At 56.0% G+C, this 13,887-nt stretch carries 10 protein-coding genes; all 10 read left to right on the top strand.

Annotated elements, in window-relative coordinates; genetic code table 11:
• Nucleotide 1: 1 nt before the first annotated feature.
• The gene (gene tssM, locus GNX18_RS12270; protein ID WP_166218458.1) at nt 2-3,541 is read left to right on the top strand and encodes a type VI secretion system membrane subunit TssM; all 3,540 of its coding nucleotides are present in this window, start codon (nt 2-4) and stop codon (nt 3,539-3,541) included.
• 7 nt (nt 3,542-3,548) lie between these two features.
• The gene (tagF, locus tag GNX18_RS12265; RefSeq protein WP_138235165.1) at nt 3,549-4,214 is read left to right on the top strand and encodes a type VI secretion system-associated protein TagF; all 666 of its coding nucleotides are present in this window, start codon (nt 3,549-3,551) and stop codon (nt 4,212-4,214) included.
• Nucleotides 4,215-4,560: 346 nt separating this feature from the next.
• The gene (locus GNX18_RS12260; RefSeq protein WP_166218456.1) at nt 4,561-5,373 is read left to right on the top strand and encodes a hypothetical protein; all 813 of its coding nucleotides are present in this window, start codon (nt 4,561-4,563) and stop codon (nt 5,371-5,373) included.
• Nucleotides 5,374-5,432: 59 nt separating this feature from the next.
• Nucleotides 5,433-6,713, top strand: coding sequence for a type VI secretion system protein TssA (gene tssA, locus GNX18_RS12255; protein WP_166218454.1), 1,281 nt, complete (start codon nt 5,433-5,435; stop codon nt 6,711-6,713).
• 47 nt (nt 6,714-6,760) lie between these two features.
• Complete coding sequence (gene tssB / locus GNX18_RS12250) at nt 6,761-7,279, top strand: type VI secretion system contractile sheath small subunit (protein WP_166218452.1); 519 nt, start codon at nt 6,761-6,763, stop codon at nt 7,277-7,279.
• Complete coding sequence (tssC, locus tag GNX18_RS12245; protein ID WP_138235161.1) at nt 7,279-8,766, top strand: type VI secretion system contractile sheath large subunit; 1,488 nt, start codon at nt 7,279-7,281, stop codon at nt 8,764-8,766. The genes tssB and tssC (GNX18_RS12245) overlap by 1 nt, the downstream gene beginning before the upstream one ends.
• Nucleotides 8,767-8,836: 70 nt before the next feature.
• On the top strand, nt 8,837-10,360 hold the full coding sequence (tssC, locus tag GNX18_RS12240) for a type VI secretion system contractile sheath large subunit (RefSeq protein WP_371808073.1): 1,524 nt from the start codon (nt 8,837-8,839) through the stop codon (nt 10,358-10,360).
• Nucleotides 10,360-10,836, top strand: coding sequence for a type VI secretion system baseplate subunit TssE (tssE, locus tag GNX18_RS12235; RefSeq protein WP_138235160.1), 477 nt, complete (start codon nt 10,360-10,362; stop codon nt 10,834-10,836). The genes tssC (GNX18_RS12240) and tssE overlap by 1 nt, the downstream gene beginning before the upstream one ends.
• Nucleotides 10,836-12,665 carry a type VI secretion system baseplate subunit TssF gene (tssF, locus tag GNX18_RS12230; protein WP_166218450.1) on the top strand — a complete coding sequence of 610 codons (1,830 nt, stop codon included), beginning with the start codon at nt 10,836-10,838 and terminating at the stop codon, nt 12,663-12,665. The genes tssE and tssF overlap by 1 nt, the downstream gene beginning before the upstream one ends.
• A complete protein-coding gene (gene tssG / locus GNX18_RS12225; RefSeq protein ID WP_166218448.1) occupies nt 12,629-13,852 on the top strand; it encodes a type VI secretion system baseplate subunit TssG in 1,224 nt (407 codons plus the stop codon). Before tssF ends, tssG begins: the two co-directional genes overlap by 37 nt.
• The last annotated feature ends 35 nt before the right edge of the window (nt 13,853-13,887 follow it).

The following is a 13,887-nucleotide window of genomic DNA, read 5'->3' as shown; positions in this document are numbered from 1 at the left end:
CATGAAACGCTTGGCCAATTTTTTTGCCAATAAATGGGTACTCGGGCTGATCGGGCTTTCCGCCCTGTCGCTGCTGATCTGGTTCGGTGCCGACTACATAAAATTCGGCAGTGACAACGCCACGCTGTCCAGCGGTGTGCGTATCACCATCATCGTTTTTCTGTTTGCGATCTGGCTGGTGTGGAACCTGAGCCAGTGGCTGGTGGAGCGGCGCCAGAACCAGGCGCTGATCGAGAGTATTGAATCTTCAAAGGAGGAGGAGCAGGACCCCGACCAGGAGCGCAGCCAGGAAGAGCTGGCAGCGTTGTCCGAGCGCTTTCGCGAAGCCATGCAGGTGTTGCGCAAAGCGCGTTTCAAGTCTCACCGCGGCAAGGTTTCGCTGTACCAGCTGCCCTGGTACATCATCATCGGTCCTCCCGGTTCGGGAAAAACTACGGCACTGGTTAACTCCGGCCTGGAGTTTCCGCTCGCCCGTAGTCATGGCAAGGAAGCACTGGGTGGCGTCGGAGGCACACGCAACTGCGATTGGTGGTTTACCAACGACGCGGTGCTGATTGATACCGCTGGGCGCTATACGACCCAAGACAGCCACCGCGTATACGATAACAGCGCCTGGAAGGCCTTTCTTGATCTGTTGCAGCGCTATCGCCGCCGTCGCCCGATCAATGGTGTGTTAGTGGCCATCAGCCTGCAAGACCTGATGGTGCAGACCACCGAGCAGCGCATACACCAAGCCAAGACTATTCGTTCGCGCATCAACGAGCTGCAACAGCAGCTGGGTATTCGCTTCCCCATTTACCTCACGTTCACCAAGTGTGATCTGGTAGCGGGCTTTAGCGAATTCTTCGACAACCTTTCACAGGCAGAGCGCGAGCAGGTCTGGGGCGTAAGTTTTCCTGAGGAAACCAGTGCTGCCGCCGGTGCGCCGATTGAGGATTTTGCACGGGAGTTTCGCGCGCTGATTGAGCGGCTTAACCAGCGCGTACTGTGGCGTGTGCATCAGGAGCGCAATGTGGAGAGGCGTGCCCTGCTGCAGGGCTTCCCCGCACGTATGGAGGGATTGCAGACGGTACTGTGTGACTTTGTCAAACAGACCTTCAGCCCCAACCGCTACGACACTGTACCGATGGTGCGCGGAGTGTATTTCACCAGCGGTACCCAGGAGGGCAGCCCCATCGACCGCATGATGGCTACGGTGAGTGCTGACTTTGGGCTTGAGCGGGATGCCGCGCAGAAATTCCAGGGAGTCGGGAAGAGTTACTTTCTGCACCGCTTGCTGAAAGACGTGATTTTTCCCGAGGCAGATCTGGTGGGTGTCAATCGCAAGCTGGAGAGCGCCACGCGTTGGTTGCGTGGTGCGGTGTATGCCACCTCCGCGGCAGTATTTGTCGGCGCCCTGTTCCTGTGGACCGGCAGCCTCGCGCAGAACCGTCTGTATATGGGAGAGGTGCGCGACAAGGTGGCTGAATTCGAGCGGGTGCGCACTGAACTCGGTGCGCGCCGGGTGGCACCGCAGGACAGCCTGCGCATGCTTGAGCCGCTTTACACCGCGTCTCGTGTTTACCAGAAAGAGGAGCACCCGTGGCTCAACAATCTGGGGCTCTACGACGATCGCGTGGATGCGGCCGCGGACGCGCTCTATCAGCAGCAACTGAAGCAAACTTTCCTGCCGGCACTGCTGCGCATGGTGGAGAGCGATCTGTCGCGGCTCGACAGCAGCGACCCCGCGCTACCCCATACACTCAAGACTTATCTGATGTTCTTCACGCCTGACAAGCGCGATCTTACGGTTCTGACTGAATATTTCAGCGCTGGCTGGGCGCGTCAGCTGCCTGGGGAGGCCGCTAAGCAGGAACAATTGCTGGCGCATGTGCAGCGCCTGTTTGAAACACCGCTGCCGGAGAACCTGCAACCCAATGAGCGCGTCGTGGCGAGTGCGCGACAACAATTGCGTCGCATACCAGTGCCGCAGCGATTGTACGCACAGATGCAGCGCAGTGATTTCGGTACGACTGAGATCGATCTCTATGGCGAAGTGGGAGGCGATACCGCGCAATTGTTTGGTATCGATCCCTCAGACCGCCGTTTCCGGATTCCCTACCTGTACACCAAGGCTGGCTACAAGGAACTGGAGTTTGGTGCGGATTCTCCGTTGCTGGACCAGCTGGCGGAAGAGCGCTGGATTTACGGTGGCGATCTGAGTGGTGAGGACTTCAGCGATGAAGACCGGGAAAAGCTTGGGGAGGAAGTCAAACGTATTTATCTCAGCGAGTACCAGCAGCGCTGGCAGCAGTTCCTCGGGGGATTCTCCATCCGCGGCTTCCAATCCACCGCACAGGCCCTGGACGTACTATCCAAGCTCTCAGACCCGGTGTATTCCCCCTTGCTGGCGATAGCGGAGATTACCGCCGACAACACCAGCCTTACCGCGAGGCCGCAACTGCCGGCGGATGCTTCCGGTGTCGCACTGCCGGTGTCGAGCAATACACGTCGGCTGGGCGCCGCCGCGGTCAGCGGCGCGGCCGGGGCACTGGCGGAACAATTTCAGCCTACGATCGTGGATCTCCGTTTCGAAGAATTGCAGCGCCTGACCCGCAGTGAAAAGGGCCGCCCGGCGCGCATTCAGGAATACCTGACCGCTGTCAATCAAGTGCAGGAATATCTGGCGGAGATCGACAGCGGCGTCGATCCGAATGAGGTGGCTTTCGGCAAAGCCAAGGCGCGTTTCAGCGGCGCCAGTGATGCGATCAAGCAGCTGCGTATCAAGGCGGCTAATGCGCCGGCGCCTGTCGACAGATGGCTTGAAGAAGTTGCCGATGGCAGCTGGTCTCTGGTGATGGCAAAGGCCAAACAACATGTCGACAAAGTATGGCGGGAACAGGTGTACGGTGCATATAGTCGCAGTCTCGCCGATCGCTTTCCGCTGCGTACAAACGTCGAACTCGACGCACCGGTGCTGGAATTCAACAACTTTTTCAAGCCCGGTGGCGTGGAGCAGCAATTCGTCCAGCAATACCTGAAGCCCTTTGTGGATACGCGCAGCTGGAAGGTGAAATCTCTTGAGGGCCGAAGTCTCGGAATTTCCGCTGGCGCCATTGCACAGATGCAGCGTGCGGAACGTATTCGCAAGACACTGTTCAGTGCGGGGGAGCAGGCCGGTTATGAATTCCGTATCGAACCGACAAAGCTCGACTCCGGTGTGCGCCTGTTTGCTCTGGAGCTGGGTGGGCAGCGTGTCCCTTACTCGCACGGCCCGCGCACCAGTAGCAAGCTGGACTGGAAGGGGGGCGAGTCCAATCGCGTGCGCATCATTTTTGAGGATCTGAACGAAACCATACACCGCCAGCATTTTGAGGGAGACTGGGCCTGGTATCGCCTGTTGCTCAACTCGGAATTGGAGCGTGGCCGCAGCAGCAATGAATACCTGGTGACCTTCCGCGAGTCCGGGCGCACGGCACAGTTCCGGCTCTCGTCAAGCGGTGCCAACAACCCCTTCGATCAGGCCCTCTTGGCCGGCTACCGCTGTCCGCAGGTGCTTTGAGGTGGTTATGGCAAATAAAGGACTATTCGGGAAGCTGCCTGCGCACGGCGACTTCGTACAGCGCGATCTTCCCGCAAGTTTCGTCACTCCATGGGACGAATGGTTGCAGCGCGCGGTCCACGGTTCGCAGGAACTGGTGGGCGAACGCTGGCTGGAGTATTACCTGACCAGTCCCATCTGGCGGTTTGCTCTCTCCGCCGGCGTTGTCAGTCAGAGCGCCTGGGCGGGTGTATTGGTACCGAGCGTCGACAGTGTCGGGCGTTACTTCCCGGTCACGATGGCGGTGTCGCTGCCCGCTGCCAGCAATCCGTTTGATATCCAGGTAAGTGCCGAGAGCTGGTATAGCGAGCTTTCCGAGCTCGCGGTGAGTGCGTTGCAGAATGCACTATTGGCAGATCAGCTGCTGGAGCGTTTCCCAGCGTTTTCCGAGCGGGCGTCTAAAGACATAAAAATGGAAGTGGACGAGCAGCTATTGAAGGCCAGTGGCGAATCTGTCATTGCCGATAGCTATCCGGCGATGCTGGAACGCCTGTGCAAGATGCAGCATGCAAGTTTCAGTGTGTGGTGGTGTGCCGGTTCACAATTTCTGGCGCCGATTACCATGTTGAGCCCGGGTCTGCCCGACCCGTCGGAATATGTGAGTATGCTGGGCGCACCCAAGTTCCACTGGTGATGAAGGTTTGATTATCAAAACTCTTAAATTGGTATATCCGTACCAATAAAAAGCGGAGTTTTCCGCCGTGAGAAAATCAATTCGGTGTTCAACGGCAAATAGTTTTCGTTAGAATAACGAAATGATTTAACTGCAATCGGTACGATCGTACCTGTTAATGGAGTTTTGAAGGGCATCGCTATTCTCTGATCCATGCCATTGGATGCTGGAAATGGTCGGAGAGGATTGCAGCGGTAATACGACTGCACAACTTCGCTGCTCTGTTTGAGTATGCGAAGTTTGCATGGTGAATACAGGGAGAGAAACTCACAGTGCAGATGCGCGGTGGGATATTCAGGGAATGGAAATGTCCACCAGTTCTTATCAGGTGATTTTTACCGGTGTGCTTCGTCGCGGGGTCAGTCGCCGCGAAGGCATTAGCCAGCTGGCACAGCGATTGGGTCTGGATTTTGATCAGATCAAACGACTGCTGGCCGCTGCGCGCCCGGTTGTAAAGCGTTGTTCTGAACAGTCTGAGGGCGAGCGTCTGGTACATGCGTTCTGGCAGGCGGGATGGCAAACGGAGTTGATGTGCAATGGCCAGCTGCTGTTTGATGGCGACAGCCGTTATTCCCCTTCTGCTGAAGCGGGCGTTGCTGAGGTTAAAACCAAGGCACTTTTTTCGGAAGATCGGGGCTGCTCAGTACAGGTTCCGGAGAGTTGGCAGTCATTCAAGGATCTGAATCGAAGTGCGGTAATCCAGTCTGGCAGCCTGGAGGAAAACCAGTTTCTGGTAGTGCTCTCACAGCAACGGGAGGATCTGCCGGCTGCATCGACGATAGGTGCCTACTGTGGCGCGCAGCTGAAACAGTGTGCGGACAGACTCTCTGACAGCTCTATCCTTATACCGGCAACGCCGCTTGAAGAGGGTATTTTTTGCGGTTATTTCGGCGAAATTACTGCGAAAATTGATGCAGTGCCGGTGCAGTATCTGGTTGTCTGTTTTGAATGTGGGACGCAAATCTACACCCTGTTTCTTTGGTGTGAGGAGCAGGACTACCGGTGTCGTAAGCAGAATTTTGAGCGCATTGCTTTTAGCTTTCGCGCAGAGGCGGTACCGGTGCCAACTGGGGTGGATCGGGACTGCGCCGCGCGGCAGGGGATGCTGTCCATTGCCTGACCCGCGATGTCAACAAACAAGGGCAGTTCGCCGCTGCCAAACTCAGAAAAGGAATTTTCATGGCACAGGCCAATGTGATCGATCTCGATACACTTCTGCAGGATATAGCCGGTGACCTTCCGCAGGGAGAGGATATCCGTGCCGATCGCTCCCCCACGTCTGACTACTACACGATTAAAGATGCCCGCAACAGTGCCCGCGCAGCAGAGCGATCCGCAATGTTCGACGACAGTGACGTTGACTTGCTGGCACCCTGGCGCGAGGTGGCAAAAACTGCGGAAAAGATTCTCAAGGAGAAAAGCAAGGACCTTGAAGTTGCCAGCTGGTATACCGAAGCCCTGATTCGCCTGCATGGGTTTGCAGGGCTGCGCGACGGCTTCCAACTGATCGAACGCATGATCGGCGGCTATTGGGATAACCTCTATCCGGAGCCTGATGAGGATGGTATTGAAACCAAAGTGGCGCCGCTCACGGGCCTCAACGGCGATGGCGCGGATGGCACCCTGCTGATGCCGATCCGCAATGCGGATATTACTCCGGAAGGGGATTTTGGCGGCTTTGCTTTTGTGCATTACCAGCAGGCCCGGGACGCCGATAAGATCGTGGATCCCGATGCAAAAGCTGCACGGGTTGAAACCCTCGGTTACAGCCTGGCCGATATTGAACAATGTGTGCAATCTGCCAGCGCGGAGTGGGCGCAGGGCCTGGTTGATACCATCGAGGAAGCGCTCACCAGTTACAAATCCATCAACGATGCCCTGCGCACCAGTTGCGGACAGGATGCACCGCCATATTCCAGTATTACCAGCCTGCTGGATGAAGTGTTGCGCACCACGCGTTTTATCTACAAGTCCCATCTTGAAACCCTCAACGCCATCGCGGCCGCAGCGGCGCAGAGTGGTGCTGCTGACGACTCCGCTCCGGTCACCGCCGTTGCAGACAGCGCGGTTGCGCTGCCAGTCGGCGCGCCCTCTGGAGTCATCAACAGCCGCGAAGATGCCCTGATGCTGCTCGAAAAGGCGGCAAAGTATTTTCGTACCTATGAGCCGCATACCCCCCTTGCGCCCGGACTTGAACGTCTTATCGGCTGGGGACGTATGACCGTCGCGGAATTGATGACGGAACTGCTGCCCGACGATACTTCGCGGGCGATTTATTCACAGTTGACCGGTGTGCGCCTCGACGGCTCGGACAGTCAACGGTATGTCGCGCCTCCGGTTACGCAGAGCAGTGCTGAGCCAACCGGTAATTCTGAAGCAACGAGCACAGGTGAAGAGCCCGGGAGCGATGGCGGCTGGGGCGCGCAGCCAGAATCGACCACTACAGAAGCCGGCTGGTGAAGCCAGAGCAATCAACACGATTCCTGAATTGAGGAAAGGAGACCCTGATGTCCGAGAGTATTCACAACAAACTCAAGCGTGTACGTAAACCTCGCGTACATATTACCTATGATGTTGAAACCAACGGCGCGGAGGTCAAGAAAGAGCTGCCGTTTGTTACCGGTGTCATGGGGGATTATTCCGGTGACAACACGGAAAATCGCAAGGCGCTGAAGGAGCGTAAGTTCGTACAGATTGATCGCGATAACTTCAACGATGTGATGGCCAAGGTCAATCCGAAACTGGGCCTGCAGGTGGAAAATACGCTGACCGGTGACGGCAGCAAGATGGCGGTTAATCTCGATTTTAACCACATGGACGACTTCTCCCCGGAACAAATTGTCGAGCAGGTGGAACCGCTCAAGCAGTTGCTGGAAGCGCGCAGCAAACTGCGTGATCTTTTGAGCAAGGCAGACCGCTCCGAAGAGCTGGAAAAAGTACTGGAAGACATCCTGAAGAGCACTGAAAACGTCAGCGCCATATCAGAACAGCTGGGTCTTGGTGAAGACAAGGGAGATGATGCGTAATGAGCACCGAAGTTGAAAATGTTGCCGAACAGGCCGCGGAAGAGCAGTCCGTCAGTCTGCTGGAACAGGCTATTTCCGCCACCAAGCAGACCCAGCGCGAAGAAGCGCAGGACCTGATTGCCAACCTGACCCAACAGGTGTTGAAAGGTACGGTAACCTGGGATCGCAATCTGACCCAGACCATCAGCAAAGCGGTCAAAGCCATAGATCAAGCCATGTCCAGGCAGCTCGCTGCGATTATGCACGATGAAAAGTTCCAGAAGCTGGAAGGCTCCTGGCGTGGTCTCAACCACCTGGTGATGAACAGTGAAACCAGCTCCACCCTGAAAATCCGCATGATGAACATCACCAAGCGGGAGTTGTTCCGGGATCTGGACAAGGCTGTGGAATTCGACCAGAGCCAGACCTTCAAGAAAATTTATGAAGAAGAGTTCGGCAGCGCCGGCGGAGAACCCTTCGGCTGCATGATTGGTGATTTCGAATTCACCAGCCACCCTGAAGACATCGAGCTGTTGAGCAAAATGTCCAACGTCGCCGCCGCCGGCTTCTGTCCATTCGTATCTGCCGCTGGTGCTGGTATGTTCGGTTTCAGCGACTTTACCGAGCTGTCCAAGCCGCGGGATCTCGGCGGGATTTTCGAATCGGGTGAGTACATCAAGTGGCGCAGTTTCCGCGACAGCGAAGACTCCCGCTTCGTTACCCTGGTCATGCCGCGTACGCTGGCACGTACGCCCTACGGCGCAAATACCAAGCCAGTGGAGTCATTCAACTACGAAGAGTTTGAAGTGGATGAGTCCGGCATGTCGAAACCCGCCGAGCACAACCAGTACTGCTGGATGAATGCCGCTTATGTCATGGGCACAACCATGACCCGTGCCTTTGCGGAAAACTCCTGGTGTACAGCCATTCGCGGTGCTGAGGGCGGCGGCAAGGTGGAAGGCCTGCCTACGCACCTGTTCAAGAGTGACGATGGCGATCTGGATCAGAAATGCCCGACAGAAATCGGCATTACCGACCGGCGCGAAGCGGAGCTCAGCGCCCAGGGCTTCCTGCCGCTTTGTCACTACAAGAATACCGATTACTCCGTATTCTTCGGTTCCCAGAGCGCTCAAAAGCCGAAGGTGTTCGACAACCCGGATGCCACAGCAAACGCGGCGATTTCTGCGCGTCTTCCCTACCTGATGGCCACCTCGCGCATTGCTCACTACCTGAAGGTAATGGCGCGCGACAAAGTGGGCTCCTTTATGGAGGCAGGGGACTGTGAGCGCTGGTTAAACAGCTGGATTTCCCAGTACACCAACTCCAATCCCGATGCCAGCCCGGAGATGAAGGCCAAATACCCGCTGGCTGAAGCGAAGGTGGAAGTGAAGGAAATTCCGGGACAGCCCGGCTGCTACAGCGCGGTGGCATACCTGAAGCCATGGCTGCAAATGGAGGAGCTGACGACCTCCATGCGTATGGTGGCCAATATCCCGACCGCGGGATGATGCACGGGAGGCCGCCGCCCTAGGTGGCGGCCTCTATGCCTGCCTGTCATTTCTTCTACCGCACCGGGGAGTGCCCGTCTTGCCTTCCACACACGCCAATATTTCCGGCGAAGCAGAGACGCTGCTGGGCGCGGCGTTGCTACATGGCGATCGCGATCCATTGCGAAGGTTTCTCGACGAGCCGGATGAACTGTTCGCTTTTGAATACTGGTTACGCGAGTTGTGTGTCTGCACTCACGCGACACAGTTCAGCGTGAGGCAGTGGCTAAACCGGATCATTGCGGAGCTGGACGAGCTTATTTCCGAGCAGCTGAATAGCATTCTGCATCACCACCGCTTCCAGACACTGGAAGCGAGCTGGCGCGGTCTTTTCATGCTGGTGCATCAAACACCAAGTGCCGACAACATAAAGATCAAGCTACTGGATGCCAGCTGGAAAGACCTCTCGCGGGATATCGAACGGGCACCGGATTTTGACCAGTCGGGCTTTTTCCACCTGATTTACAACGAAGAGTTCGGTACCCCGGGCGGTGAACCATTTGGTCTGCTGATCGGTGACTACTATATCGCACACCAACCATTTGAAGGTCATCCCTACGACGACGTGTTCACTCTGCAGGGGATAGCACATACAGCAGCCGCGGCGTTTGCGCCTTTTATCTGTGCTGCCACACCACAGCTGTTCGGTGTGGATAGTTTTGATGACCTCGCCAAGCCCATTGATTTTGCCGAAGTGTTCCGGCAGAAACAGTACATCCGCTGGAACAGTCTGCGCGACCTCGAAGACAGTCGCTTTCTGGCGATCACCCTGCCTCAGGCATTGATGCGCGAGCCCTATGTAACGGGATTTTCCGCCTATCGCGGCTTGCGATTTCGCGAGGATGTCAGTGCGACGCACAGTCGGAATTATCTGTGGGGCAATGCCGGATTTGCCATGGGTAGCGTACTGATCCGCGAATTTGATGAGGTGGGCTGGTTTTCGCATATCCGCGGGGTCGCCAGGGATCATCTCGGCGGCGGTCTGGTAACCCAGTTACCCACAGTGGGCTACGGCGTTGATAGCGATCCAGAAATGGTAAAAATGACCACCTCCATTCTGGTCACAGACTTTGCCGAGCGCGAACTGAGCGAACTCGGATTTACGTGTTTGTGTCACTGCTACGATACGCCGTACAGTGCATTCAACAGCGCGCCATCCCTGCAGCGACCGAAGGTCTACCAGTCCAAGTCGGCAACAGCCAATGCCCGTATCAGCAGTATGCTGCAGCAGATACTCTGTGCTTCGCGTTTTGCGCACTATATCAAGGTCATGATTCGCGACAAGGTTGGCGCTTACATGAATGCGGCGGACTGCGAGCGGCAGCTGCAACATTGGATGGATGCTTACACTACCGGCCGCGAGGATTTGCCTTGGGAAATGCTCGCGCGTTATCCACTGCGCGAAGCGCGCGTCCGGGTGATGGATGAACCTGGAAAACCCGGCAGCTATCAGAGTGTCATACACCTTAAAACCCATTACACGGTGGATCACCTGGTATCTGAATTGAAACTAACAACGGCGCTGTCGCAAATCGGCGTAGGGACGGTCAGTTGATGGTCAGTAAGGAAAAACGACTGCTGGCGCCACTGCTGGATCGGTTATTGGCGTCGTCTGCGGACATGGATCTGTATCGCCCGCACCAGGTTCTGCGCCAGTTGCGAGAGGGGGTGCGGCGAGATCTTGAGTATCTGTTCAATACCCGTTACCGCTGCATGTCGGCACCAGAAAGTCATAGCCACCTTGAGAATTCCAATGTCAACTTCGGTTTACCGGATTTGTCGACGATAAACCTTACATCCGGCGAAAATCGTCGGAAGTTTTGCCGTGAAATCGAGCGGACCATCATGAATTTTGAGCCGCGCATCCGCTCGGTAAAGGTGACGACGCAACAAAACGTGGATGTGGAAGATCCCAGTATCCGGTTCAGAGTCGAGGCGGTGCTGCACGTCAATCCCGCGGCGGAGGTCATTGTATTCGACTCGGCACTCAATCCGGTTACCCAGCTGGTTGATGTATCGGAGGTCAGATAATGAGTGAGAAACTGCTCGACCTGTATGAGCGGGAGCTGGCATTTGTGCAGCAGACCGCCGCTGAGTTCGCGCGTATGCATCCCGCCGCTGCTTCGCGCCTGCAGCTGGATACGGATACCGTAGATGATCCTCTGGTAGGTCGCCTGCTATCCGGGTTTGCCTACATGAACGCACGCGTACAGCAGAAGTTGAATGATGACTTCCCGGAACTGACCGATGCGATGCTGGAAACCCTGTACCCGCATTACCTGCGGCCAATTCCATCCTGCGCAATCGTACAGTTCGAGCCGGAGTCGGATCTCGATGGTATCGTTCACATCGGCGCGGACACATTACTTGAAAGTGAAAGTTTTCAGGGACAGACCTGCCGGTTCACCAGTCGCTACCCAGTAGATATCTGTCCGTTCCGGGTAGAGTCAGCAACCCTGATGCCTCGGCCATTTATTGCACCGGGGTGCAACGAGATCCACGGCGCGAACGCGGTCCTCAAGCTGTCACTGAAAACATTCAGTAGTGATATGCGTTTTTCCGAATTGAAGCCCGAAAAGCTGCGCTTTTTTCTGCGCGGTCAGCCGAACCATATCTATGACCTTTACGATCTGTTGCTGACCCGCTGCGTCAAAGTCGTGGTCGCTAATGGCGAGGGTGATCCGCACCCGGTAAAGCTGGAACCGGAAATCCTTCGCCAGGTCGGCCTTGAGCAGGATGAGGGGCTGCTTCCATACCCGGATACGGCATTTATCGGCTACCGTTTACTCACGGAATATTTTGCCTTTCCGGAGAAATTCCACTTTATTGACATCACCGCGCTGAACGACGCCATTGATGAGCATTACGCGGATACTCTGAATCTGTATTTCTATTTGTCCGAATCTCACGACGAGCTGGAAAAGCAATTGGCTCCCAGTATGTTCGCGCTCGGCTGTACACCCGTCGTGAATTTGTTTTCCCAGAGCGCCGATCCTATTCCGCTCACCCATACCCAGTACTCTTACCATGTGGTACCGGATGTAAGGCGTGCCGATGGCCTTGAGGTATATTCCGTCGACGACGTTAATGCCACTGCCGCCAGTGGCGAAACAACCCGCTACAGACCGTTCTATGGCATTCAGCACAGCCAGCACAACCTTAAAAAAAATGCGTTCTGGTTTGTGCGCCGTCGCGATGTCGTAGAGGGGGAGCACCGCAATGAACCGGCGTCGGAAGTGGATATCAGCCTGGTGGACCTGGAATTCAACCCTCATCAGGTGAGCGACCAGACTCTCGATATCAGGCTCACCTGCACCAACCGTAATCTGCCGAAGAAGCTACCTACGGGGAACGCGCAGCCGTATTTGTCCATCGTCGACGGCGATGCACCGGCCAAACGGATCAGCTGTGTAGTACCACCCACCGCAACACTTCGCCCACCGCGACGTGATCGGGGCTATTGGCGGCTGATTTCCCACCTGAACCTCAATCATCTGTCGGTGAGCGGAAACGGGGGTTGCGATGTGCTGAAGGAGATTTTCCGGCTGTACGACTTCCGAAATTCCGGCAGCACCAGAAACCTGATCGAATCTCTGCTGAAACTCGACGCACGACCGATCACCGCACCAATTCAGGTGAACACTAGCGTTGTACTCTGCCGTGGCACCGAAGTCACTATAGAATTGGATACAATGATGCTCGCGGGAACCAGTCCACTGCTGTATGCCAGTGTGATTGAGCGCTTTCTCGGACTCTACTGTTCGATAAATTCCTTTACCCGGCTGATTGCTCGTTTGAGCGGTCGCGATGGAGAATTGAAGCGATGGCCGCCTCGCGCCGGCGACAAAGCCTTAGTGTAATCCAGCAGCTGCAAGAGGCTCCTTACCGCTTCGAATTTTTCCAGGCGGTGCGCACGCTTGAGCGCTCGGTGTTGTTGATCGGACATGACAATGCGGGTGCGCAAGCAAAGGTGGCATTCGCCACCGAGCAACTGGCGAGCGGTGCACCGCCCGGACGCGAGCTATTGCGGTTCTACGCCCAGTCATCACTGTCATTTATTGCGGCCGATGTGCTCAAGCTGAGTTCACGGGAACTCAACAGCGAAAGTAACGATCAGCAGGACAAATCTGCGGGAATGGCGCCGGACGTATTGGAGCAACCGGCCGCACACCGTCGCGAGCAAGAGCTACAAAAACAGTGGTGCATGGAGGTCGGCTTTGGAGGGCTGATCGGGAGTCAGGGTGTGATGCCCTACTACATGACAGAGGTGGTTCAGCGCGAACTGAAAGAAAAGAATGCGGCGCTGAAAGATTTTCTTGATATTTTTCACCACAGAAATATATCTCTGTTTTATCGCGCATGGCATAAGTATCAGCTGCCGGTCAACTACGAGAGTGCGCGTCTGCGCAACACGCGAGATCTAGACGCATTCAGCCAGGCGCTGGCATCCGTTGCGGGGCTTGGCACCAGTGAAATGCGCTATCGCCTGCCAATGCCGGACGAGGCGCTCTATGGCATGGCGGGACACCTCGGCCGTCAGCAGTGTTCTGCCGCGGCACTCGCCAGCATGATCCGGCAGTACTTCGGTTTGCAGGTCTCCATCGAGCAGTTTCAGGGGCGCTGGGATGCATTGCCGGAAGATGTTCTGACCCGTCTGCCTGGGCCTGAGGCACCGCTCGGTGTAAACAATCGTCTGGGTACCGATACCATTCTTGGTACGCACTGCTTTCAGGCGCAGAACAAGTTCCGTGTAGTGATTGAGCCTATGGCCTATGAAGAGCATATGGCCATAGCCCCTGGCAGCGAAAAGTTGGAAGCGCTGAAATCTTTTGTGCAGCTATCGGCGGGAATCGAAATGGATTTCGAGATTTCGGTTTCCCTTTATACCGGGCAGGTCGCACCGGTGCAGCTGGCCACCGATAATGACAATCAGCCTTTGCTCGGGTGGAACACCCATATGTCCAGCGATCACCAGTATGACGAGCGGGTGGAAATCAATCTGAGCGCGGATCATGTGTCGCCGGATGAAGTACTTCCGGCGGCATGACAATCAGTTCGTAGTTCATTGATAACAACAAGGAT

The organism is Microbulbifer sp. SH-1, from assembly GCF_011326135.1.
GTDB lineage: Bacteria > Pseudomonadota > Gammaproteobacteria > Pseudomonadales > Cellvibrionaceae > Microbulbifer > Microbulbifer harenosus.
This window is presented reverse-complemented; position numbering and strand designations above follow the sequence as displayed.

Bases quoted from the DNA above. Each gene is read 5' to 3' on its own strand.
- tssM (WP_166218458.1), top strand. From the start codon at position 2: ATGAAACGCTTGGCCAATTTTTTTGCCAATAAATGGGTACTCGGGCTG.
- tagF (WP_138235165.1), top strand. From the start codon at position 3,549: ATGGCAAATAAAGGACTATTCGGGAAGCTGCCTGCGCACGGCGACTTC.
- GNX18_RS12260 (WP_166218456.1), top strand. From the start codon at position 4,561: ATGTCCACCAGTTCTTATCAGGTGATTTTTACCGGTGTGCTTCGTCGC.
- tssA (WP_166218454.1), top strand. From the start codon at position 5,433: ATGGCACAGGCCAATGTGATCGATCTCGATACACTTCTGCAGGATATA.
- tssB (WP_166218452.1), top strand. From the start codon at position 6,761: ATGTCCGAGAGTATTCACAACAAACTCAAGCGTGTACGTAAACCTCGC.
- tssC (WP_138235161.1), top strand. From the start codon at position 7,279: ATGAGCACCGAAGTTGAAAATGTTGCCGAACAGGCCGCGGAAGAGCAG.
- tssE (WP_138235160.1), top strand. From the start codon at position 10,360: ATGGTCAGTAAGGAAAAACGACTGCTGGCGCCACTGCTGGATCGGTTA.
- tssF (WP_166218450.1), top strand. From the start codon at position 10,836: ATGAGTGAGAAACTGCTCGACCTGTATGAGCGGGAGCTGGCATTTGTG.
- tssG (WP_166218448.1), top strand. From the start codon at position 12,629: ATGGCCGCCTCGCGCCGGCGACAAAGCCTTAGTGTAATCCAGCAGCTG.